This window comes from Pseudomonas sp. Q11, assembly GCF_024494355.1.
GTDB lineage: Bacteria > Pseudomonadota > Gammaproteobacteria > Pseudomonadales > Pseudomonadaceae > Aquipseudomonas > Aquipseudomonas hefeiensis.
Genome location: NZ_JAKNQY010000010.1, coordinates 166,517 through 189,348, shown reverse-complemented (window position 1 = coordinate 189,348; position 22,832 = coordinate 166,517). Strand labels below are relative to the sequence as shown.

The window sequence follows — 22,832 nt, the reverse complement described above, 5'->3', positions numbered from 1 at the left end:
AGGGCGGTAGAATCCCTTCCACTTTCAGTTATCCACAAATGGCCGACCCTTGCTTATCGAGTCCCGCCGCCGCGCCTATCTGACCGCCATGCAGGTGGTCAACTGGCTGCCGCGTACCGAATTGCCGTTCGCCGCCCCGTCGCGGCCCGAGCTGCTGGAAACGCCCGAGCCGATAGATAGCGAGCCGGTCGTGACCGCGCCCGTGGCCAGGACGGTTGCCGAGCCGGTGGCGCCCGTGGTCGAACGGCCGAAGATCGAGGTTCCGCGCCCGAGCCTGGCCTCGACCCGCACCAACGCCAAACCGGTGGAAGAGATTGTCGAGGCGCCACCCAAGGCACCCTACGTCGCACCGCCGCGTTTCGCGCTGCAATTGCTGCGGGCCGGCCGTTGCCTGCTACTGGTGGAGTTGCCCACGGGCGAACCGTTTCAAAGCCGCGATCCGGCGTATCTGTTGCTCAAGGACATGTTGCGCGCGGCCGGCCTGCCGGACAGCCCGCAGATCATTGGCGAGCCGGTGCGCTGGCCGTTGTTGTCTCGTGGGACCATGGACCAGGGGCCCGAAGCGGCACGGGATTTCGTCCAGGGTTTTGTCTCGGCGCGGCTCGAGGATGAGCCCTGCGCGTGCCTGTGGCTGATCGGCTTGCCGGCGGTGAAATTTGCCGGCGAGGCGGACTTTGATGCGTTCAATCGCGAACTGCAGGTCGAAGGCCTGGGCTCGGCCTGGGCGTTGCCCGGCCTGGAATTGTTAATGGAAACGCCACAGCGCAAGGCTGATGTCTGGCAAGCCATGCGCCGGCTGATGGCGCGCTGGAAAGAATCGAATGAGTGACGCTGTATCGTTCCGCCCGATGACCGAGGCGGACCTCGACGCTGTGCTGAAAATTGAATATGCGGCCTACAGTCACCCCTGGACGCGAGGCATCTTTCTCGACGGGCTGGGCAAATACCAGATCTGGCTGATGTTCGAAGGCCAGCAGCAAGTGGGCCACGGCGTGGTGCAGATCATTCTGGATGAAGCGCACCTGCTCAACATTACCGTCAAGCCGGAAAACCAGGGGCGTGGCTTGGGTCTGCGGCTGCTGGAGCATCTTATGTCCATTGCCTATAAGGCCGAGGCTCGGGAGTGCTTCCTGGAGGTGCGCGACAGTAATCGCACGGCGTTCCGGCTGTATGAGCGCTATGGCTTCAATGAAATTGGCCGGCGGCGCGATTACTACCCGGCGGTGGGCGGACGCGAAGATGCGGTGGTCATGGCCTGTACTTTGGTCGATTGAACACCCCGCCCCGGTGGGAGCGGGCTTGCTCGCGAAGACGTCAACACCTTCACAATAGATGCAAACTGACCCACCGCGATCGCGAGCAGGCTCGCTCCCACAAGGGATCTGCGGTGAACCCGGATCTTGCGACCAGCCCAATACCCATGTGGGAGCGGGCTTGCTCGCGATGGCGACAGCACATTCAACCTTGATGCAAGCTGACCCAACGCTATCGGCACTTACCGCTTGCCATCCAGCGGATCGATATCCGCCATTTCCGCTTCATCCAGCCCGTCGCCCCCGCCAATATCATCTTCATCCACCACGCTCAGGTCCCAGTCGGCCTGCTCATCGTCGCCGGCCTCATGGGCGTCCCGGGCACCGTCTTCGCGGATCAGTGTTTCCGGGCTCATGTCGTCGTCGGTGGATTCGTGATCATCCGTCGAAGCCCCTGTCAGCCCGGCCTCACGCACGCGTTCACGTGGCATCAACTGCTCGCGTTCGTTTTCCGGCAGTTCGTCGCCGATTTTCGCGCTGGGCTCTTGTTCGTCGAATTCCAGTTCATGCATCGAGCCCATGCGGTCTTCGTTATCGTCGATGGGTTCCGGTTGGACCGCGTCGAAAGGACGTCGTGAATCATTCATGGCAATTCCTCATACTGTGGGGCTTACTGGGTGGACCCACAGCCGTGGCGAGAATTCCAACGGCATCCTGGACGTGACCTCGACGGGCGGTCGTCTGTCAAAGTTGCGCACTATTCTCGAGGGCTAGATAGCATGAACGAATTACAAGATCTGATTGATAACAACGCACGCTGGGCCGATGCGATCAAACAGGAAGATCCTGACTTCTTTTCCAAGCTGGCCCGTCAGCAAACCCCTGAGTATTTGTGGATCGGTTGTTCCGATGCGCGGGTGCCGGCCAACGAGATCGTCGGCATGCTGCCCGGTGATCTGTTCGTGCACCGTAACGTGGCCAATGTGGTGCTGCACACCGACCTCAACTGCCTGTCGGTGATTCAGTACGCGGTGGACGTGCTCAAGGTCAAACATATCCTGGTCACCGGCCATTACGGCTGTGGCGGCGTGCGTGCCTCGATGCAGGACCGTCAACTGGGCCTGATCGATGGCTGGCTGCGCTCGATTCGCGACCTGTACTACGAGCATCGCGAAGCGTTGGGCCAATTGCCGACCGAAGAAGAGCGCGTGGATCGCTTGTGCGAGCTCAACGTGATCCAGCAGGTGGCCAACGTCGGCCATACCAGCATCGTGCAGAACGCCTGGCATCGCGGGCAGAAACTGTCGATCCATGGCTGCATCTACGGGATCAAGGACGGCCGCTGGAAAAGCCTGGACACGACGATCAGCGGTTTCGAGCAGTTGCCGCCGCAGTATCGGCTGCGTCCGGTCGACGCGCCCTGATCGGGTCATTCAATCGCGATGACACCGGCGTCGCCAGTGCCGCAGGAATTTCATCCCTCGCTCGTTGGGCGGTTCGTCATACCCTGTAATCCAGCCATGACAGTTGGACGAACCGCACCGGCAGGCGAACTGTCGATACAATTTCTGTTCGGTACTGGCGTAATCCATCGTCAGGCAGTCACCTTCCTCGATGCTGGTCAGCGCCCATAACCACAGTTCGCTCATGTCAAGGAAGACATTCGGGCTGCAGGAGTGCTGCAGCAATCCGGCGAAGCGCGGGTCATACATGTGGATGTCCGGCAGGATCTGCAGTGTATGCAGGCGTCGTCGGCTCACGATCAGCCCCGATACCCTGCACATCCGTTCCAGGGGGGCGAATCGCTTTCGGGCGACGATGCCATTGCCGCGCCCGTCCGTTGTCTGGCGAATCTGGAAATCGCGCGTTGATGGATAACCCAGGCGGGTGCTGAGTTCTTTCTCGGGGTAGATGCAATCCCGATTCTTTGAGAAAGCATTGTCTGCAATGAAGGTGGTCATGACGGTCCCTGTCGCGTAGGACGCTCGGCCTTCTGGCGCTGGCGATCCTGCCAACGGTCGTCGAAACCTGCATAGCTTCGCGCAACCTTGAAACAACATCTACTGTCGACTCTGACAGGAGCCAAAGGCGCTTTCCCGCGTGAGCGCAGGCTTACGCAGGAAAGACCTTAAGGTTTACACCGCGTCAGGCAGCGCTGGCATGGGGACTTTCAATTGCTGGAGTTGCGATTTGATCTCCGGTACCGCGCATTTTTTCGCCGCTTCGTCCGCAGACAGTTTGCGGATCGAGGTATAGAACAGCTCACAGGTTTCTTCCTTTTGCGTGACTTGCCAGGTCTGTGTGCATTGGTTCAATTGCGTACTTGGATCGGTGCCCGGCTTGCTGCCCATGCCGGCTTGCCAGCACGCAGCGCTGAGGTCCTGGCCCATGACTTTCAAACCTGCCGCATCCGCCTTGGCCTGGTCACCGTCGTAGCTGTCGGGATCGGCGGCATACCAGATGTAGCTCGGGTGGTTGGAGCCCAGGACCGGAACCTTGACCCCCGCAGCCGGCGTAATGGTCGCCAGGCCCAGCACGTCCACGGTCTGGCCGTACTGTGTCTTGATCCAGTTCCGCACAGGAGCGCCGAAGGCCACCATCGGCAGCGCGCCGCCGCTGGCATTCTGGCTGACTTGCTTGACCATGGTGGTCTGGTAGTCGTTGAAATAGTCGTAGACCCCGCCCAGCGCCTGACCGGCATTGGATGGAGCGGCGATTGGCGCGATGTCGACAATGGTCTGGAAGGCCGGAGTCTGTTCGGCGGCGATGCCGTTGGCGGTCAGCAGCGTGGCCCAGCGATCGGTGGTGGCCGATTCCAGGTAGTCCTGCGCCTGGGTCAGGGAGTAATCCGGCGGGAAGTGCAGCAACTCGATACTCTTGCGGTTCTCCAGAGCCATGCCCAGAGGCAGGAACAGGTACCAGTCGTAGGCCCATTTGTTATCGCTGTTGAGTTGGGTGGCGCCTTTGTACGCCAGGTCACCGGCATCCAGTAACGCAGTCAACGGTTTGCCGTAGTCTTTCGGCACGCCGCTAATGCTGGCGTAGACCTTGTCGTTGTCGCTTTTGACGCTGACCTTGGCCGTGCTGTAGCCGTCACGCTGCACGCTTTGGGTCAAGTAATGCTCAACGGTCTGTTCCAGCGTCCAGTCGCGAAAGCAAATGACGTTGCAGTTGTTGGGATAGGCGAAGAGGCGGGTGACGCGTTCGGTACTGCCCAGTTGGACATCGATGTCGGCGTGGGCGGCGGCACTGAAGGCCAGGGTGGCAAGAGAAAGTACGGCGAGTTTGGACATGCTCAGATCCTTTTCAGCGTGTGGACCCCTCGAACAGGGTGTAGCCATACTGAAACAGACCGGGGCGAAGAAAAAGTGGGCCGACGAAAATATCGGCCCTTTTTTATGGCTTTATGGCATTACGGGGGGCAGATAAGACAATGTCGTCCCCAGCGCCCATAGCAGCACTAGCACCAATGGTGTGTGAACCAGTAATTGTACGAAGGAAAATCCGATCAGGTCCCTGGCCTTGAGTCCTAACACCCCCAGCAGCGGCAACATGTAGAACGGGTTGATCAGGTTCGGCAGCGCTTCGGCGGCGTTATAGATCTGTACCGCCCAGCCCAGGTGATAGTTCAGGTCGTTGGCCACCTGCATGACGTAGGGGGCTTCGATGATCCATTTGCCGCCCCCCGATGGAATGAAAAAGCCCAGCACCGCCGAGTAGACACCCATCAATAGGGCGTAGGTGTCATGGGACGCGATCTGGACGAAAAAGGTGGATATGTGATGGGCGAGCGTCTGGGCGTCGCTGCCCTTGACCGTGGTCAGCAGCGCGGCAATCGAGCCGTACAACGGGAACTGGATCAACACACCGGTGGTGGTCGGCACCGCGCGCGCCACGGCATCGAGAAAACTGCGTGGCCGCCAATGCAGCAATGCGCCAAGCATCAGGAACAGGAAATTGTAGGTGTTGAGACCGGAGATGGCGTTTATCGCAGGTTTGGTCGAGAACTCGTGGAACAACCAGCCCGCGGCCAGCAGCGCCAGGGCGATGGTCAGCAGCGGGCTATGCTCCAGCCATTCCCCGGGACGGGTGCGAGGCTGCAATGCCGGCATGCTGAAGCTGGGATCGATTCCGCAGGCGGCGGCGTCACGGGCACTGTTCGGGCCGGGTGCGGTGGCATAGGCCACGATGATCGAGATCACGATCAGCGCCAGCAACATCACCCCAGACTGCCAGAGAAAAATGGTCTGGGTGAACGGAATGACGCCAGTGATCGACAGGATCGACGGAGGCAGGCTGGCCGGGTTGGCCTGCAATTGCGCCGCCGACGAAGACAAACCCAGTGCCCAAACCGCACCCAGGCCCAGGTAAGCGGCGGCGCCGGCGGCGCGATAGTCCATCTTCAAATCGGTGCGGCGGGCGAGGGCTCGTACCAGTAAACCGCCAAATACCAGGGAAAGACCCCAGTTGAGCAGCGAGGCGACCATGGAAATCAGCGCGACCCAGGCTACCGCAGAGCGGCCGTTCTTCGGGATGCGTGCCAGGCGATCGATCAGTTTGACAGCGGGCGGCGAGCTGGCGACCACGTAACCGCCGATCACCACGAAGGCCATTTGCATGGTGAACGGAATCAGGCTCCAGAAGCCATCGCCAAACGCCATGGCGGCGTCCGTGGGTTTGGCGCCGATGAACAGTGTTGCCACCGCTACTACCAATACCGCCAGTGCGGCAAATACCCAGGAGTCAGGGAACCAGCGCTCGGCAAAACTGGAGCAGCGCAAGGCGAAGCGGGCGGAACGGCTGTCTTGGATGTCGGTGGTCACGGCAATTACCTCGGTTTTTATGGTTATGGGAATTGGGAGCGGCATGGTCTTGGCGGTCAGGCGTCAACACGGGAACAATCCAGTGACCATAGGAGGCTAATCAGGGTTCGCGAGCGCGCAGGATTATTTTCAGAAGCGGCCTGTGGCGCTCTTTAGAAAGAAATCGCCGAACAGCATAGGCTGGTGAGCGTCGAGATTCAGGACGGAGCGAAAAAGGTGGTCGATGCCGTGAGCCAGTTTGCCAATCAGTTGTCGATTTGAGTTTGTATTATCGTTTTTTACATATTAATTATTGTTTTACGATAATTTCGACGTTATGGTTCACGCTTCCTTTGTTCTGTGGAGCCTCCCATGTCCTCGAATCGTCTCGCCCTGTACAGCCAGCGCATGGCTGTCATAACACTTGTCTTCATTATCACGATGATGGTCCTCAACGCCGGGGTCTGGCTGTTTCCTGACGTTGCTTCAGAATACGGTCTGGGCTTTGCCCTGACCGAGCGACAGCTGTCGAGCTTGTCAGCAGAGGCTACGCGATTGACTGGCTGGCAATGCCTTGGCGCAATACTGTTGTCGAGCATACCGCTGCTGGCACTGGCGTTCGGGCTGGCCCATTTGCGGCAGTTGTTCCAGCGATATGCTCAAGGCGAGTACTTTTCCAGCGAAGCAGCTGTTTGCCTGGGGAAGGTCGGTCGCGCTGTGGCGCTGTGGGTGCTGCTGGATTTCCTGTGTGAGCCGTTTCTCAGCTTGCTGGTGACGATCAATGCACCGGTCGGCCAGCGATTGCTCACCCTCAGCGTTACCGCTCCGTCCTTTGTCGCGTTGTTTCTTGCCGCCTGCATTGCAATCATTGCCCGGATATTGTCCCGGGCCAGTGAAGTCGATTCAGAAAACCGAACTTTCGTTTGAGATCCCCATGCCTATCGTTATTCAACTTGATGTGATGCTGGCGACGCGCAAGGTTAAATCCAAGGACCTTGCCGCCGCGATAGGCATTACTGAAGCCAACCTTTCCTTGTTGAAACAAGGAAAGGTCAAGGGCATTCGCCTGGCTACCCTCGAAGCCATTTGCAGTTATCTGCAATGTCAGCCCGCCGACCTGCTGATTTACCAACCGCAGAGCGAACCCCCCAAGGCCTGACCCCCTGTGGGAGCGAGCCTGCTCGCGATGGCCGGCGACGTGACTTCGCAGACCGGCCGGATAGCGGTGATGCTCAATCCCCCAGTGCCTGACCTTCACGCCGCGGGTCCGCCCCACCGGCCAGTGAGGTTTTGCCCTGGTCATCACGGACCCGGACGATCGCCTGGGTCCCACTGGTCATGTCGATTTCGCTCACGGCATGGCCTTTGTTTTTCAACGCCTGGATTAGCGTCGGGCTGAACTGACCCTGTTCCAGTTCGGTGGGGCCGTTGCGGCTGCCGAAGTTGGGGAGGTTGATGGCGGTTTGCGCGTCCAAGTTCCAGTCCAGCAGGCCGATCACTGACTTGGCGACGTATTCGATGATTTGGGAGCCGCCCGGTGAGCCGACAGCGGCCAGCAGTTCACCGCTCTGGCGATCGAAGATCAGGGTCGGAGCCATGGACGAACGGGGACGTTTACCGGGTTCGACGCGGTTGGCGACTTTTTGCCCGTTCTCTTCGGGAATGAACGAGAAGTCGGTCAACTGGTTGTTAAGCATGAAACCCTGGACCATCAGGTGTGAGCCGAACGCTGACTCCACCGTGGTGGTCATCGACACGGCACCACCCTGGTCATCCACCGCCACCACTTGCGAGGTGGAGATGCGCAGGGGCGAACGGTCCGGGGCGTAGGCCACCTGGACGCCCGGCGGTGTGCCGGGTTTGGCGATGCCCATGCTACGTGGACTGATCAGGCGCGCGCGGCTGGCCAGATAACCGGGATCGACCAGGCCTTTGACCGGCACAGGGACGAAGTCCGAATCAGCGACATACAGGGCGCGGTCAGCGTAGGTCAGGCGTTCGGCTTCGGCGATCAGGTGCACCGCTTCGGGAACCGGTTCAATGCCGGCGGGTTTATCGCTCTTGATGGGTTTCAAGGGCGCGAGGGCCATGCGGCCGTCGCGCTGTTCCAGGGCCTGCAAGGTCCCGAGGATCTGCGCCACGGCAATCCCGCCGGAAGACGGGGGCGCCATGCCACAGACTTGCCAGCGCTTGTAGTCCGTGCACAACGGCGCGCGTTCCCGGGCGGCGTAGCCTTGGAGATCGCTCAGTGACAGGCTGCCGGGGTTGGCATGGCCCTGCACCTTGGCGACGATTTCTTCGGCAATCGGCCCTTTGTACAACGCCTCGGGACCTTCGCTGGCGATGCGCTTGAGCACGTCGGCCAAAGCGGGATTTTTCAGCAGCGTGCCGACCGCTTTCGGGCTGCCATCGGCGTTCAGGAAATAGGCGGCCATGTCCGGCGACCCTGGCAAAGAGGTGTCGGCAGCAATCATCGAGTGCAATCTTGGCGAGATCGCGAAGCCCTGTTCTGCCAACGCGATGGCCGGTTCGAACAGCGTGGCCCATTCAAGTCGGCCATGTTTGCGATGGGCCAGTTCCAGTGCACGCATCACGCCCGGTGTGCCCACGGAACGGCCGCCTATCTGCGCAACGGTGAAGGGCATGGGTTTACCGTCTGCTTGCAGGAAAAGTCTCTCGGTGGCGCCGGCCGGTGCCGTTTCGCGACCGTCGTAAGTGCGCACAGCCTTGCCGTCCCACAACACGATGAATGCACCGCCACCGATGCCGGAGGACTGCGGCTCCACCAGGGTCAGCACCGCCTGCATGGCGATCGCCGCGTCGATGGCCGAGCCGCCGCGCCGCAACATCTGCCGCCCGGCTTCGGCCGCTAGCGGGTTGGCCGCCGCGGCCATGTGTTTGTCGGCGTGGCGGGTCTGCAAGTCGGTGCGATAGCCGGAGGCGATCTCCGGTGCGACGGGTAATGCGGGGGTTGTGGAGGAGGGCGGGGCCTTGCAGGCGACAAGTGCCAGGGCGACAGCCAGTAGCGAAATAGCTGACAGGCGATGAAGATTGGGTTTCAGATCTGCAAGCATGTGTCGCTCCATCCGTGGGCCAGGGGATAGGGAACGACTGTAGCGATGCGAGGCGTCTGGCGCAAATCAGCGCGGACTTGAGGGGACGCTTTTATCGAGGCATAAAAAAACGGCCTATCTTTCGATAAGCCGTTTTTAGTACTTGGTGGCTACACAGGGACTTGAACCCCGGACCCCAGCATTATGAATGCTATGCTCTAACCAACTGAGCTATGTAGCCAAGTGGCGCGCATTATTCGCCGGTAACGAGGATGTGTCAAGCGTAAATCTGAAATATTTCTCAGCGCTTTCAACCGCTTATCCACCCCCGCTGCAAATACCTGTCAACCGAGTTGAAATCTCCCTGTATTGGCGCTCAGGGCCTGGCTGCCCTGGCTCAACGTATCAGCCGCGAGGTTCACCGCGCGTGCCCCTTCAAGCAAACGCATGGCCGCCTGGTCGACCTGTTGGATATTGCCGCTGACCTCGTCAGCGGTGCTGGCTTGTTCGTCCACGGCGGTGGCAATTTGCGCCAGGGTGTCGGTGACGCTCTGCACCGCGCTGGCAATTTCTCCCAGTCGCTCGCCAAGGCCGGTGACGGCTTGCGCGTCGGTCTGGGCCTGGCCGCATGCGGCTTCCATCAGGCTGACGGCTTCGTTGACCGTGGCGCGCAAACTGTCGACGGTGCCAGCAATCTGTTGTGTGGAGGATTGGGTGCGTTGCGACAGGCTGCGTACCTCATCGGCCACCACCGCGAAACCACGGCCCTGTTCCCCAGCGCGCGCGGCTTCGATGGCGGCATTGAGGGCCAGCAGGTTGGTCTGTTCGGCCACACCGCGGATGGTGTCGACCACCATCTGGATCTGTTGCCCTTGTTCGCTGACCCGGCCCAACGCTGCGGCGGTTTCGTTGAGCCGCTGGTTGAGTTGCTGGATGCTCGCCGTGGTGCGTTGACTGTCGCGGCTGCTGTCGGCAGCGATGCGCCGGGTCTGCTGGGCACTGTCGGAGGCCTGTTCACAGCTTCTGGCGACCCCTTGAGAGGTGGCGGCCAGTTGCGTTGCGGCGGCTGCGATCTGGCTGATCTGCATCTGTTGGGCTTCGACTTCCCCCAGGGCGCCGCTGGAGTGAGTGTTGAGGGTGCGAACGGCATTGCTCAACTGCAACGTTTCGTGGTCCACGCCCAACAGGCTGTTGCGCAACTGCACCACAGCGACGTTGAGGGCAGTACTGATGGCCGCCAGTTCGTCGCGTCCTTGCACCGGGACTTGCAGGCTGAGGTTACCGTCACGCAGGGCTTCGGCCAGTAATGTGATACCGCTGGCGCTGCGGCGGATGGACGCTTGCAGGCAGACGAAGAGGTAAAGCGCGGCCAGTAGCAGACAACCCAGCACCGTGGCCACCAGCGTGAACTGGCGGATCGCTGAGGTGTGGTAGTGGTCCAGTCGCGCATCCAGGGCCATCAGAGACTGCTGGCGCAAGGTCGCCAAGTCCGCCAGAAGGGTATCCATGTGTTTCTCGAATTCTTCCGGCTTGAGGTTAATGGAGCCGGCGAACACCCCTTCATCCAGTACTGTCAGGCCGGAATCCAGATGTTCGAGACTGTTCTGGAATTGTTCGGCCCAGGTTTGCAGTTCGCTGGGCAGGCGTGTTTGCAGCACTCCACCGGTTTTGACCAGTTGATCCCGGGCATCGCCGATCCGGCTGCGCAGGTCGCGCAATTGCAGGCGGCTTTGCAGGGTGAATTGGCCTGACACAACGGAAGCCTGACCCACGCTGGCCAGGCGACCGACCCGCTCTATCAAGTCCGGCGTCTGCTGGGTCGAGATCTGGGTCAGCAGATAGGTTTCCAGCCAGGAGGCAAGGGTCAGGCGATTGTCCATGACAATCTGCTCGCGCAAGCCTTGCAAGGCACTCAGGGCTGAGGTGAAACGGTCATAGCCGTCCGGCCACCAACCTACGGTGCCCAGGCTTTTCGAATCAAGGCCATTGAGACTGGTTTGCAGCGTTTGGTAGCGGGCGAGGGTGTCGGCTTTGGCACCCTCGGTTTGCAAGGTGTCGCCCAGATCACTGGCGGCTTGGTTGAGTGCCGGCTGCACGGCATCGAAAGCCGCCATCGCGGCAAGCGTCGCGGGGGTTGCCTGTCGATTGGTTTCCGTGGCTCGCCAACGGGCCGCGCGGTTGCGCTGGGCGGCGAGCAGGTTGTCCAGGTTGTCCAGGGCCAGCAACTGGCGTACCCCGGCGCGCTCTTCGGAAATCAGGTTGAGTTTGTCGCGATAGTCCTGGCCGATGATCCACAGGCTGCCCATGAGTGGCAGGATGAAAAGCAGGAACAACAACTGAAATTTACGGGCAAAGCCAAAACGCCCCAGTAACCTGATTCCCGGTGATAGAAAAGCCTGCATGCCCATACTCCCCTGAACACCCTTGCACTATTTTTGTGCATTTTCGACACAGTGCAGAACAGGTGCCCTTTTAAAAGGCTTCGAAAGTTTTTCCAGGCCCGCTCTGTAGGCAGGTTCTGTAGCGAAACTTCCCATTCTCGGTCCCCTTTGTAAGGGGCCGCGTTGTAGACCGTTAACAAGGCAAGATTCAGACCATGGCGTTGCGCTATCACCTTGTTCGCTGACAATATTTCAAGTCGGTAGCAAGCTAAGGGGATAGCCTTGTTGCACCGAAAAATGGCACATTGATGAATCCGCTTCCTGTGCAACCCTCGTATGGAAACTCCCATGGCGATCAGCGATACCCAGGGCAATACCGCGTCCATCCCTGCGACGCCCCAAAGCAGCCCGTTGGTCATGCGCATCATCGGTGCCGTGGCGTTGGCGCATTTGATCAACGACCTGATCCAGGCGGTACTGCCTTCTATCTATCCAATGCTCAAGGCCAGTTATGGCCTGACCTTCACCCAGGTTGGCCTGATTACGCTGACCTTCCAAATGACGGCGTCGCTGCTGCAGCCTTGGGTGGGTTATCACACGGATCGACACCCCAAGCCCTGGCTGCTACCGGCCGGTACGGTGTGCACGCTGATCGGTATCGTGATGATGTCCATGGTCGGCAGTTTCGCCATGATTCTGCTGGCCGCCGGTTTGATCGGTATTGGCTCGTCGACCTTTCACCCGGAGGCTTCGCGAGTCGCCAGACTGGCGTCGGGAGGGCGTTACGGCTTGGCGCAGTCGACGTTCCAGGTGGGGGGCAACGCCGGTTCCGCGTTCGGCCCTTTGCTGGCGGCGGCGATCATCATCCCGTACGGGCAAGGCAACGTGGCCTGGTTCGGACTGTTCGCATTGTTTGCGCTGTTCGTGCTGTACCGCATCAGCCGCTGGTACGCCAATCATCTGAACCTGTTCAAGCTCAAGCAAGGCCAGGCCGCTACTCACGGTTTATCCAGGGGCCGGGTCTTGAGTGCGCTGGCGGTGTTGGGGCTGCTGGTGTTCTCCAAGTATTTCTACATGGCCAGTTTCACCAGCTACTTCACCTTCTACCTGATCGAGAAGTTCGACCTGTCGGTGGCCTCCTCGCAGTTGCACCTGTTTCTGTTTCTTGGCGCAGTAGCAGCGGGCACTTTTTTTGGTGGCCCTATCGGCGACAAGGTCGGGCGCAAGGCGGTGATCTGGTTCTCGATTCTTGGCGTGGCGCCGTTCACCCTGATCCTGCCTCACGTTGACCTGCTGTGGACGAGCATCCTCAGCGTGGTCATCGGCTTCATCCTGGCCTCCGCGTTCTCGGCCATCGTGGTGTATGCCCAGGAACTGGTGCCGGGTAATGTCGGCATGATTGCCGGCGTGTTCTTTGGGTTGATGTTCGGCTTCGGCGGGATTGGCGCCGCGCTGCTGGGGCATCTGGCGGACATCCGTGGCATCGAGTATGTGTATTGGTTGTGCTCGTTTTTGCCGTTGTTCGGGGTATTAGCGATTTTTCTGCCGAGGACCAAAAAAGCCTGAGCCGAGCTGTTATTGGCGGCGGTAGATTGCAAATCAGCCGCCATTGCGAGCAAAGCACGGTCGGGGGGTAGCTCCCTCGCCACGGGGCCAATCCAGTTCTTGAATGATCGCAATTGCATTGCGTTGTCTATCAGCGTCTCGATAACGCCCCTTAGGGTGTACTATCAATACTCGCTCATCGGATATCAGTTGGCCATGTCCACGCTAAGCGAAGAGAGCCGTCAGATCGTAGCTTCTCTGGCGCACCGCGTTGGTCCCAACGCTGACATTGCAAAGACTGCCCACGCGATCATTTCCATTTTGCAGGATATAGAAGCGGCCCTGACGCCTGTCATTGGTCAGCAAGGGGTTGCCGCATTGTTTCGCCGCAGCCTGCGCCTGTGTGGGACCACTTATCCGCGCCTGACCAGCACCTGCGACAAGGTGCCGCCCGGCCTGGTTCTGACTGCCCTTAAATCAGTACTCGTTGAGCAAAGCGAAGCCGATGCGCTGTTTTTCGGTGAAATGTTGCTGACCACCTTCTACGAGTTGCTGACCACGCTGATCGGACCCTCGCTTACCGCACGTTTGCTTCGTGGCGTGTGGGATTCTTCTTTGAGCGACACCCCTTCGCAGGAAAATTCGCCATGAGCAGCAAAGTGACTATCAACCGCCTGGCCACCGGCGTGCCAGGACTGGACGAGGTCTTGGGCGGAGGATTGCCGGAGTTTTCATTCAACCTGATCGCCGGCCCACCTGGTTGCGGCAAGACCACCCTCGCGCACCAGATGATGTTTGCCCTGGCGACCCCCGAACGTCCGGCATTGTTTTTTACCGTGCTGGGTGAGCCGCCGCTGAAGATGCTGCGTTATCAGCAGCAGTTCGACTTCTTTGACAGCGACGCGATCAATCAATCGATCCGTTACGTCAACCTGGCTGACGACACCCTGGCCGGGGATCTGGACGAAGTGCTGCGGCGCATTGTCAGCGAGGTGGAGGCTCACTCCCCGGCGCTGGTGTTCGTTGACTCGTTCCGCTCGGTGGTGCTGGCCAGCCAAACCCAGGACAACCCGAATAACAACTTGCCGCAGTTCGTCCAGCAACTGGGCATGTTGATGACCACCTGGCAGGCCACGACTTTCCTGATCGGTGAGTATTTCACCGAAACCGATACCAACCCGATTTTCACCGTGGCCGACGGACTGATCTGGCTGCGCCAGAGTGTTCAGCGCAATTCCATGGTGCGCAAGATGGAAATCATGAAGATGCGCGGCCAGCCGACGCTGCCGGGTCTGCATACCTTCCGTATCGCCTCGTCGGGGATCAAGGTATTTGCCCCGGCGCACTACAATCCGGTCGAAGCCCCGCTGGAGTTCCCCATCAACCGCTTGGGTATGGGAGTGCCGTCGCTCGACGAAATGCTCGGTGGTGGTCTGCCGCGCGGATATTCGTTGTTGGTCGCTGGCCCGTCGGGTTCTGGAAAAAGCATTCTCGCGGCATCTTTTCTCGCAGAAGGCGCGCGAAATGGTGAAAACGGCGTGATCGCGGTGTTCGAGCAGCGCCCTGATCACTCCCAGAATGCCACCCTCTCAAACTTGATCAAGAGCGGTAAAGTCGGGCTGGTGGATAGCCGTGCTCCAGACCTGTCCATCGACGAGATCGTGCAGTTGCTGTTGAGCGAGATTGCTCGCCTGAACGCCACGCGGGTGGTGATTGACTCGCTGTCGGGTTTCGAGCTGGCCCTGGCGCCGACCTTTCGCGAAGATTTTCGCGAGTCACTGTCGCGCATGGTCACCGCGTTGACCAGCGCTGGTGTCAGTGTATTGCTGACCTCGGAGTTGGAGGATCGCTACACGGATCTGCGTTTCAGTCCTTACGGCACGGCTTTCCTCACCGACGCAATCATCGTTCAGCGCTACATTGAAGTGCAAAGCCGTTTATTGCGCATCATGGCTGTGGTCAAGGTACGGGCCAGCGCTCACTCCGATGAGTTACGCCTTTACAGCATCGACGATGGCGGTTTGCAGATCGGTGAAATGTTGCCGGATCAAGAAGGTTTGCTCGGAGGACGGCCTACCCGGCAGCTTTCTGGCAAAGGTACTGGATGAGGCATCATCATGAATGAGGCCAACGGCGGGAATGAGCAGGCGAAGGCGACGGCTGCTCGCGAGCTGTTCCTGCTCGGCCAGAAAACCGTCGAGGCGCGCGCGGTGCTGGCCGCGCTGCACAAGGAACTGAACGACGCCAACACCCAACTCGCCGATAAGCAACAAGTCGAGCAACTGATCGAGGCCAATCAACAGTTGGTCCTGGCGATCCTGTCGGCCCAGTCCGAGGCTGAAAAACCGGCATTCACGCAGGCAGAACAACAATTGTATCTGCAGATGCGCGAAGCCAATGAGCAATTGGTCATTGCCGCCCTCAGCGCGCAGCACCTGCAAGACTCGGCCGAGCGGGCGCTGGAGCGCCAGCGTAGCGTTCTCGCCTTGGTCGCCCACGAACTGCGCCATCCGCTGACCCCTATCAGCTTGATTGCCGGCCGACTGGTGCGGGTGCCCAGTGAGGAGTTGCCGCGCATGCAGACGTTGATCGAAGGTCAGGTCCGGCACATGTCTCGATTAGTCGAGGACTTGCTTGATGTTTCCCGCGTCAGTACTGGCAAGTTTCGTCTCGATTGCCAAATCGTCGATATGGTTCAGATCATTCGTGAGGTCATCGATATCTGTAAACCGGTCATGATCAGCAGCAATTTGCTGTTCAGCGCCCAAATACCCGAGTGTGCCCTGTCGGTGTACGGCGATCCGGTGCGGCTTGCTCAGATTCTCGGCAACCTGTTGGGTAATGCGGCCAAATACACCCCCGTGGGCGGCACCGTCATGCTGTCGGTCAGCGTCGAAGGCGGTGATTTGGAGATAAGCATCCGCGATACCGGCATCGGTATTTCGGCCAAGTCGCTGCCCTTTATTTTTGAACCCTTTGTGCAGGATGTTCACGCCATCGGCTTCAACGGCGCTGGCCTGGGCATTGGTCTGACGGTGGTGCGCGAGTTGGTCGAAAGCCACGGTGGTACAGTGCTCGGCAAGAGTGAGGGCGATGGCAAGGGAAGCGAGTTCGTGGTGAGGTTGCCGTTGGCAAGCTAATGAAGTTGGGCCGTCGTCCTATCTCCAGAGCCGTGCGGGGGTGTCAGATTCTGTAATAATTCGATCTGTGTGACGCGTTCTGAAACATTATAGGATCAGCTCCCCAATTATTTTCAGGTTTATATGAACACCCTCCTGGAGCCTCCCAGTCGTTTTTTTCAATCCGCGCCCTGTACCAGTCCGCTCTGTATTACCCCGCGTATATCCGGTTTTTCCGGCTCTCCAGACGTCCAAATGCCATCTGCAGGCTTCTCAGCGATTCCTCTCTGCGAGAGTAACGGTGTCGTCTCTCAAGCCATGCCTCGCTCCATCCGCTTGATAAAGTTTTTTCCTCTCGCGCCTTTCGCCCCGACTCTACGAGAGGTTGAATAACCCTTATGGAATGGATTGCTGATCCTACGGCATGGCTAGGCCTGCTGACCCTGATCGTGCTGGAGCTGGTGCTCGGCATTGATAACCTCGTGTTCATCGCCATCCTGGCTGACAAGCTGCCGCCGGAGCAGCGCGATCGTGCCCGTATCATTGGCCTGTCGCTGGCGTTGTTGATGCGTCTTGGCCTGCTGGCCAGCATCTCCTGGATGGTGACCCTGACCGAGCCGTTGTTCGAGGTCTTCGACAAGACGTTCTCGGGCCGGGACCTGATCATGCTGTTCGGTGGCGTGTTCCTGTTGTTCAAGGCCACCATGGAGTTGCATGAACGACTCGAGGGGCATGTCACCGAGCGTACAGGTAACGCCGCCTATGCGATGTTCTGGCCCATCGTTGCGCAGATTGTGGTGCTGGACGCGGTCTTCTCCCTGGATGCCGTGATCACTGCCGTGGGCATGGTGGAACACCTGTCGGTCATGATGATCGCGGTGATTTTCTCCATCGGCCTGATGATCATCGCAAGTAAGCCCCTGACCCAATTCGTCAACAGCCACCCAACCGTCATCATGCTTTGCCTGGGCTTTTTGATGATGATCGGCTTCAGCCTCACGGCTGAAGGCCTGGGCTTTCACATTCCGAAAGGTTATCTCTACGCCGCGATCGGTTTCTCGATCCTGATCGAACTGTTCAACCAGCTGGCTCGCTCACGTCGCAAGAGAAGCATGCAAGGTCATCGTCCTATGCGCGCGCGCACCGCCCATGCCGTCATGCGTTTGCTGGGCGGACAAAAGTTGGGGGCTGATGAAGTCGGTGAAGAAATTGCTGACATGTTGTCAGGCGATGAAGCCGAACAGGTCTTCCACCGACGAGAACGGGTCATGATCAGCGGCGTGCTGCAGTTGGCGGAGCGCCCAATACGCAGCGTCATGACTCATCGTGCAGAAATCGACCACATCGACCTGGCCGACTCTGCAGAAGAGATTCGCACCAGACTGATGCACTCGTCGTATTCCAGGTTGCCGTTGATCCGTGAAGGACGTGTGGATGAACCTTTGGGGTTCATCCACAAGAAGGAGTTGCTCAAGGAACTGTTGGCGGGCAACCAGCCGAATCTGGAAGCCATGGCTCGCACGGCCATCAACCTGCTGGACAATTTCACGATTCTCAACGCGCTGGAACAGATGCGCAAAGAGTCGACCCACATTGCCTTCGTGGTGAACGAGTTCGGTGATTTCATTGGTCTTCTCACCATGACCGATATTCTCGAATCCATCGCCGGTGAGCTGCCTGATGCCAGTGAAATCGAAGGCCCGAACATCGTTGCCCAGGATGACGGTTTTCTGGTCAGCGGCGCGCTGAATCTCAGCCAGGTTCGCGAGCACATCGGCTTTCAGGCGAAAGCGACGGATGACTATCAGACGCTCGCCGGTTTGGTCATGAGCTTGTTGGACCGCTTGCCGATCATCGGAGACAAACTCGATTGGCAGGAGTGGAGCATGACCGTTGTCGAGGTTGAAGAGCGTCGGGTGACGAGGGTGCTGTTGCGTAAAAGCTAACGTGGAAGAGATGGGGCCGCATTCGCGGCCTCGTTTGTTTGAAACGTATGGCGACCCTCTATCACCGGTGAAAATCCCAAGACGAAAAAAATCCCCGTATCAGCAATGATTACGGGGATTTTTTCGTCTAGGGACGTCCGTGTGACTCCACTGGCTCCATTAAACGTTGAAGCGGAAGTGCATCACGTCGCCATCTTTGACGATGTATTCCTTGCCTTCCAGGCGCCATTTACCGGCTTCCTTGGCGCCGGCTTCACCTTTGTACTGGATGAAGTCTGCGTAGGCGATGACTTCGGCGCGGATGAAGCCTTTTTCGAAGTCGGTGTGGATCACGCCGGCGGCTTGCGGGGCGGTGGCGCCGACGCGTACGGTCCAGGCGCGGACCTCTTCGACACCGGCAGTGAAGTAGGTCTGCAGGTGGAGCATTTCATAACCGGCGCGGATCACGCGGTTCAGGCCGGGCTCTTCCAGGCCCAGGGCCTCGAGGAACATGTCTTTCTCTTCACCATCGTCCAGCTCGGCGATTTCCGCTTCGATCTTGTTGCAGACCGGAACGACCATGGCGCCTTCTTCTTCGGCAATGGCCTTGACCACGTCCAGCAGCGGGTTGTTCTCGAAACCGTCTTCAGCGACGTTGGCGATGTACATGACCGGCTTGGTGGTCAACAGGTGGAAGCCACGAATCACCGCTTTTTCGTCGGCATTCATGCTCTTCATCAGGGTGCGCGCAGGCTTGCCGAGGGTGAAGTGAGCAATCAATTGCTCCAGCATGGCTTTCTGGACCACTGCGTCCTTGTCACCGCCCTTGGCGTTGCGGGTGACTTTCTGCAGTTGCTTCTCGCAGCTGTCGAGGTCGGCGAAGATCAGCTCAAGGTCGATGATCTCGATGTCACGCTTGGGGTCTACGCTGTTGGAGACGTGAATCACGTTCTCGTCTTCAAAGCAGCGCACCACGTGAGCGATGGCATCGGTCTCGCGGATGTTGGCCAAAAATTTGTTACCCAGGCCTTCACCTTTCGAGGCGCCAGCCACCAGGCCTGCGATGTCGACGAATTCCATTGTGGTCGGCAGGATACGCTTGGGATTGACGATGGCCGCCAGGGCTTCCAGGCGCGCATCCGGCATTGGCACGATACCGGTGTTCGGCTCGATGGTGCAGAAGGGGAAGTTCTCGGCCGCGATACCGGATTTGGTCAGGGCGTTGAACAGGGTGGACTTGCCGACGTTAGGCAGGCCGACGATGCCGCAATTGAATCCCATGGTGTTTCCCCTCGGAGTAGAGTCAGGCCTTCTGGCTGTGCAGGTTTTTCATCGCGCGGTTCCATTCACCGGCGAGGATATCCGGCAGCACGCCGAGGGCAAAGTCGATGCTGGCATCGAGTTTTTCCTGTTCGGCGCGAGGCGCACGACCCAGGACAAAATTTGAAACCATACTGGCAACGCCCGGGTGGCCGATGCCGAGCCGCAGGCGGTGAAAGGTATTCTGATTACCCAGTTGCGCGATGATGTCGCGTAACCCGTTGTGACCGCCATGGCCGCCGCCCTGCTTGAGCTTGGCGACGCCCGGAGGCAGGTCGAGTTCGTCGTGGGCCACCAGGATTTCTTCAGGCTTGATGCGAAAGAAACCGGCCAATGCCGCCACGGCCTGGCCGCTGCGGTTCATGTAGGTGGTGGGAATCAACAGACGAACATCCTGACCCTGATGCGAGAAGCGCCCGGTCAGGCCGAAATATTTGCGATCGGCCGCCAGGCTGACGCCTTGTGCGTGCGCGATGCGCTCAACAAAAAGGGCCCCTGCGTTATGCCGGGTCTGTTCGTATTCGGCGCCTGGATTTCCCAGGCCAACGATCAGTTTAATGGCAGTCACGATAGGGGCCCTTCCTGGAGTGTGGATAACAACGTCGCGCTCAAACGGTATTGCGACAGTGGGACGAAAATGGCAGATCTACCGTTAAGTAAACTTCGCATTCTCGCCCGCTGTCTCGCTACGTTCCAGTCCGCGATGTTTCCGGTCACTCCGGCGACAGAGTGAAATTACTCTGCAGCTTCTTCTTCAGTCGCTTCTGGAGCAACACGTGGAGCGTGGACGTTGGCAACAGCCTTGTCATCGCCGTGCGCCAGGGCAACAAACTCAACGCCTTTAGGAGCCTTGAGGTCGGACAGGTGAATGATCGTGCCGATTTCGGCGTCAGCCAGGTCGACTTCGATGAATTCAGGCAGGTCTTTTGGCAGGCAGGAAACTTCCAGCTCGGAGGTCACGTGCGAGATTTCGCCGCCTTTCTTGACCGGAGCAGCTTCGTTGATGAAGTGCACTGGAACAACAGCAGTCAGCTTCTGACCGGCAATAACGCGTACGAAGTCAGCGTGCATCACGTGGCCTTTGGCCGGGTGACGCTGCAGGGCTTTGATCACGACGTTTTGCTTGGTGCCGCCAACGTTCAGTTCGATGATGTGGCTGTAGGCCGCTTCGTTTTCGAGCAGTTTGGCAACTTCTTTGGCCAGCATGCTGATGGACTCAGGGGCTTTGTCGCCACCGTAGACTACAGCTGGTACCAGGCTTGCGAGACGACGCAGGCGGCGGCTCGCACCTTTCCCCAGGTCGGAACGCACTTCAGCATTCAGGGTAAAATCGTTCATGTTGTATCTCCAAAATAACCACATTCGCCCCAGCGTTTGCGACCAGCGCTAAAGGCGATATGGGCAAAAAAGCCCCGCCCCGGCAGTTAATGTCGGGGCGGGGCGCTTTTCGTCAACGAGATGTTATGGAAAGGGCAGGGCCCTTAACGGAACATCGCACTGATCGATTCTTCATTGCTGATGCGGCGAACCGCCTCGGCAACAACCGGTGCGATATCCAGTTGACGGATACGCGCACAGGCTTGTGCTGCAGCGGACAGCGGGATGGTGTTAGTGACCACCAGCTCGTCCAGCACGGAATTTTCAATGTTTTCGATCGCTCGACCCGACAGCACAGGGTGTGTGCAGTAGGCAAAGACCTTGGCAGCGCCATGCTCTTTCAGGGCCTTGGCCGCGTGGCACAGGGTGCCGGCGGTATCGACCATGTCGTCAACCAGAATACAGGTACGCCCTTCAACGTCGCCGATGATATGCATCACTTCGGAGTGATTGGCTTTCTCACGGCGTTTGTCGATGATACCCAGATCAACGCCCAGGGATTTGGCAACGGCCCGTGCACGCACGACGCCGCCAATGTCCGGGGAAACGATCATCAGGTTTTCGAAGCGCTGATCTTCAATGTCATCCACCAGAACCGGGGAGCCGTAGATGTTATCCACGGGAATATCGAAGAAGCCCTGGATCTGGTCAGCATGCAGATCGACCGTGAGCACACGATCGATGCCGACTACGGTAAGCATGTCAGCCACGACTTTCGCGCTGATTGCCACACGTGCGGAACGCGGACGGCGATCCTGACGGGCATAACCAAAGTAAGGAATAACAGCAGTAATACGAGTAGCCGAGGAGCGGCGGAAGGCATCAGCCATCACGACGAGTTCCATCAGGTTATCGTTGGTCGGAGCGCAAGTCGGCTGAATAATGAAGACGTCTTTACCGCGAACGTTTTCATTGATCTCGGCAGTGATTTCGCCGTCGGAGAATTTACCGACAGAGATGTCACCGAGAGGGATATGCAGCTGACGTACAACACGCCGAGCCAGATCGGGGTTAGCGTTCCCCGTAAAGACCATCATCTTGGACACGCGCAGTACCTGAAGGCTGAGGGTATACCTGGATGAGTATAGGAAAATGGCAGGGGCGGCTGGATTCGAACCAACGCATGGCAGGATCAAAACCTGCTGCCTTACCGCTTGGCGACGCCCCTGTATCTGTTGCTGCGAGTGCCCAGCACTCGATTCCTTTAGAGCAGACTTTGCAGCTTGCGATGCAACATCGAAACGTTGCTTCCTTTTGCTACAAACCCTGTAAGGGTCTCTGTCAGAAGGGCCGAGACTTTATCAGCTTCAGCTTTGCTTGGGAAGCCCCCAAACACACAACTTCCAGTTCCGGTGAGTTTTGCTTCGGTAAATTTACCTAACAAATTCAAAGCGTTACGAACATCTGGATAACGCCTTGCTACCACCGGTAAGCAGTCATTTCGACTGTTTCCCTTGGGAACGGGGCGCACTTTAATGGGCGGAGAGTTACGTGTCAACAGTGGATCTGAAAAAATTTCTGCTGTACTTACAGATACTTGCGGCACCAGCACCAAGTACCAGGGTTCCTCGGGCTCTACCGGTGTGAGTTTTTCCCCGACGCCCTCGGCAAAAGCGGCGTGGCCCCGTACGAAAACCGGCACGTCGGCGCCCAGCGTCAGGCCCAATGCGGCCAGGCGATCGGCGTCCCAACCCAGCTGCCACAGGTGGTTGAGCCCCAGCAAAGTCGTCGCCGCGTTTGAGCTGCCGCCGCCGATGCCGCCGCCCATGGGCAGGATTTTTTCGATCCAGATATCAATGCCCAGCGAGCAACCGGATTGCTCCTGAAGTTTTCTCGCGGCTTTGACGATCAGGTTGCTGTCGTGAGGAACGCCTTGGAATTCGGTGTGCAGGTGAATCACGCCGTCGTCACGCACGGCAAAGGTGATTTCATCGCCGTAGTCGAGAAACTGAAAGATCGTCTGCAACTCGTGATAGCCGTCCGGGCGACGGCCCAGGATGTGCAGCATCAGGTTGAGCTTGGCCGGGGAGGGCAGGGTCAGGCGTGCAGCGGTCATG

At 58.9% G+C, this 22,832-nt stretch carries 21 protein-coding genes and 2 tRNA genes; 10 read left to right on the top strand and 13 right to left on the bottom strand.

The annotated features are described in order from the left end of the window. The first annotated feature begins 49 nt into the window (after window positions 1-49). Window positions 50-829: an energy transducer TonB gene (locus tag MA884_RS13380; RefSeq protein ID WP_256230967.1), complete on the top strand. Its 780-nt coding sequence runs from the start codon at window positions 50-52 to the stop codon at window positions 827-829. Then, window positions 822-1,274, top strand: coding sequence for a ribosomal protein S18-alanine N-acetyltransferase (rimI, locus tag MA884_RS13375; RefSeq protein WP_003205585.1), 453 nt, complete (start codon window positions 822-824; stop codon window positions 1,272-1,274). The genes MA884_RS13380 and rimI overlap by 8 nt, the downstream gene beginning before the upstream one ends. Before the next feature lie 221 nt (window positions 1,275-1,495). Here the strand turns inward: rimI and MA884_RS13370 are convergent, their stop codons facing one another. Further along, complete coding sequence (locus tag MA884_RS13370) at window positions 1,496-1,900, bottom strand: serine kinase/phosphatase (protein ID WP_256230966.1); 405 nt, start codon at window positions 1,898-1,900, stop codon at window positions 1,496-1,498. A gap of 132 nt (window positions 1,901-2,032) precedes the next feature. Between MA884_RS13370 and can the strand changes: the two genes are divergently transcribed. Beyond that, complete coding sequence (gene can / locus MA884_RS13365; RefSeq protein ID WP_003205581.1) at window positions 2,033-2,677, top strand: carbonate dehydratase; 645 nt, start codon at window positions 2,033-2,035, stop codon at window positions 2,675-2,677. A 9-nt stretch (window positions 2,678-2,686) separates the two neighbouring features. Here the strand turns inward: can and MA884_RS13360 are convergent, their stop codons facing one another. From MA884_RS13360 to MA884_RS13350, 3 genes are all read right to left on the bottom strand, one after another. After that, on the bottom strand, window positions 2,687-3,214 hold the full coding sequence (locus MA884_RS13360; protein WP_256230965.1) for a lysine methyltransferase: 528 nt from the start codon (window positions 3,212-3,214) through the stop codon (window positions 2,687-2,689). A gap of 174 nt (window positions 3,215-3,388) precedes the next feature. After that, window positions 3,389-4,546, bottom strand: coding sequence for a hypothetical protein (locus MA884_RS13355; protein ID WP_256230964.1), 1,158 nt, complete (start codon window positions 4,544-4,546; stop codon window positions 3,389-3,391). A gap of 111 nt (window positions 4,547-4,657) precedes the next feature. Continuing rightward, complete coding sequence (locus tag MA884_RS13350) at window positions 4,658-6,121, bottom strand: short-chain fatty acid transporter (RefSeq protein WP_256230963.1); 1,464 nt, start codon at window positions 6,119-6,121, stop codon at window positions 4,658-4,660. 306 nt (window positions 6,122-6,427) lie between these two features. On the opposite strand from MA884_RS13350, the gene MA884_RS13345 reads away from it, so the two are divergent. Together MA884_RS13345 and MA884_RS13340 are read left to right on the top strand one after the other, a co-directional pair. Next, window positions 6,428-6,982 (top strand): DUF2975 domain-containing protein, encoded by a 555-nt coding sequence (locus tag MA884_RS13345; protein WP_256230962.1) that lies wholly within the window; start codon window positions 6,428-6,430, stop codon window positions 6,980-6,982. A gap of 7 nt (window positions 6,983-6,989) precedes the next feature. Continuing rightward, window positions 6,990-7,214, top strand: a complete 225-nt coding sequence (locus MA884_RS13340) for a helix-turn-helix transcriptional regulator (RefSeq protein WP_256230961.1) — start codon at window positions 6,990-6,992, stop codon at window positions 7,212-7,214. Between the two features lie 73 nt (window positions 7,215-7,287). Here the strand turns inward: MA884_RS13340 and ggt are convergent, their stop codons facing one another. The 3 genes from ggt to MA884_RS13325 all read right to left on the bottom strand — a co-directional run bounded on the left by ggt (window position 7,288) and on the right by MA884_RS13325 (window position 11,510). Next, complete coding sequence (gene ggt, locus MA884_RS13335) at window positions 7,288-9,129, bottom strand: gamma-glutamyltransferase (protein WP_256230960.1); 1,842 nt, start codon at window positions 9,127-9,129, stop codon at window positions 7,288-7,290. Window positions 9,130-9,272: 143 nt separating this feature from the next. After that, a tRNA-Met gene (locus tag MA884_RS13330) sits at window positions 9,273-9,349 on the bottom strand. Window positions 9,350-9,452: 103 nt separating this feature from the next. Further along, entirely contained in the window at window positions 9,453-11,510 is a 2,058-nt protein-coding gene (locus MA884_RS13325) for a methyl-accepting chemotaxis protein (protein ID WP_256230959.1), read from the bottom strand. Between the two features lie 327 nt (window positions 11,511-11,837). Here MA884_RS13325 and MA884_RS13320 point away from each other — a divergent pair, with 327 nt between their 5' ends. From MA884_RS13320 to MA884_RS13300, 5 genes are all read left to right on the top strand, one after another. Next, window positions 11,838-13,055, top strand: a complete 1,218-nt coding sequence (locus MA884_RS13320; protein ID WP_256230958.1) for an MFS transporter — start codon at window positions 11,838-11,840, stop codon at window positions 13,053-13,055. Window positions 13,056-13,154: 99 nt separating this feature from the next. After that, the gene (locus MA884_RS13315; RefSeq protein ID WP_256230957.1) at window positions 13,155-13,685 is read left to right on the top strand and encodes a hypothetical protein; all 531 of its coding nucleotides are present in this window, start codon (window positions 13,155-13,157) and stop codon (window positions 13,683-13,685) included. Continuing rightward, window positions 13,682-15,142, top strand: a complete 1,461-nt coding sequence (locus MA884_RS13310) for an ATPase domain-containing protein (RefSeq protein WP_256230956.1) — start codon at window positions 13,682-13,684, stop codon at window positions 15,140-15,142. Before MA884_RS13315 ends, MA884_RS13310 begins: the two co-directional genes overlap by 4 nt. Window positions 15,143-15,151: 9 nt before the next feature. After that, window positions 15,152-16,174, top strand: coding sequence for a HAMP domain-containing sensor histidine kinase (locus MA884_RS13305; protein WP_256230955.1), 1,023 nt, complete (start codon window positions 15,152-15,154; stop codon window positions 16,172-16,174). 377 nt (window positions 16,175-16,551) lie between these two features. Continuing rightward, window positions 16,552-18,099 carry a TerC family protein gene (locus MA884_RS13300; protein WP_256230954.1) on the top strand — a complete coding sequence of 516 codons (1,548 nt, stop codon included), beginning with the start codon at window positions 16,552-16,554 and terminating at the stop codon, window positions 18,097-18,099. Window positions 18,100-18,258: 159 nt separating this feature from the next. Here the strand turns inward: MA884_RS13300 and ychF are convergent, their stop codons facing one another. The 6 genes from ychF to ispE all read right to left on the bottom strand — a co-directional run bounded on the left by ychF (window position 18,259) and on the right by ispE (window position 22,831). Beyond that, window positions 18,259-19,359, bottom strand: coding sequence for a redox-regulated ATPase YchF (gene ychF / locus MA884_RS13295; protein WP_256230953.1), 1,101 nt, complete (start codon window positions 19,357-19,359; stop codon window positions 18,259-18,261). A 22-nt stretch (window positions 19,360-19,381) separates the two neighbouring features. Next, window positions 19,382-19,966, bottom strand: a complete 585-nt coding sequence (gene pth / locus MA884_RS13290) for an aminoacyl-tRNA hydrolase (RefSeq protein WP_003185374.1) — start codon at window positions 19,964-19,966, stop codon at window positions 19,382-19,384. Between the two features lie 167 nt (window positions 19,967-20,133). Next, window positions 20,134-20,736 carry a 50S ribosomal protein L25/general stress protein Ctc gene (locus tag MA884_RS13285; RefSeq protein ID WP_092453932.1) on the bottom strand — a complete coding sequence of 201 codons (603 nt, stop codon included), beginning with the start codon at window positions 20,734-20,736 and terminating at the stop codon, window positions 20,134-20,136. A 143-nt stretch (window positions 20,737-20,879) separates the two neighbouring features. Continuing rightward, window positions 20,880-21,821, bottom strand: a complete 942-nt coding sequence (locus tag MA884_RS13280) for a ribose-phosphate pyrophosphokinase (protein ID WP_003171603.1) — start codon at window positions 21,819-21,821, stop codon at window positions 20,880-20,882. A 47-nt stretch (window positions 21,822-21,868) separates the two neighbouring features. Then, a tRNA-Gln gene (locus tag MA884_RS13275) sits at window positions 21,869-21,943 on the bottom strand. 36 nt (window positions 21,944-21,979) lie between these two features. Further along, on the bottom strand, window positions 21,980-22,831 hold the full coding sequence (gene ispE / locus MA884_RS13270; protein ID WP_256230952.1) for a 4-(cytidine 5'-diphospho)-2-C-methyl-D-erythritol kinase: 852 nt from the start codon (window positions 22,829-22,831) through the stop codon (window positions 21,980-21,982). Between the last annotated feature and the right edge of the window lies 1 nt (window position 22,832).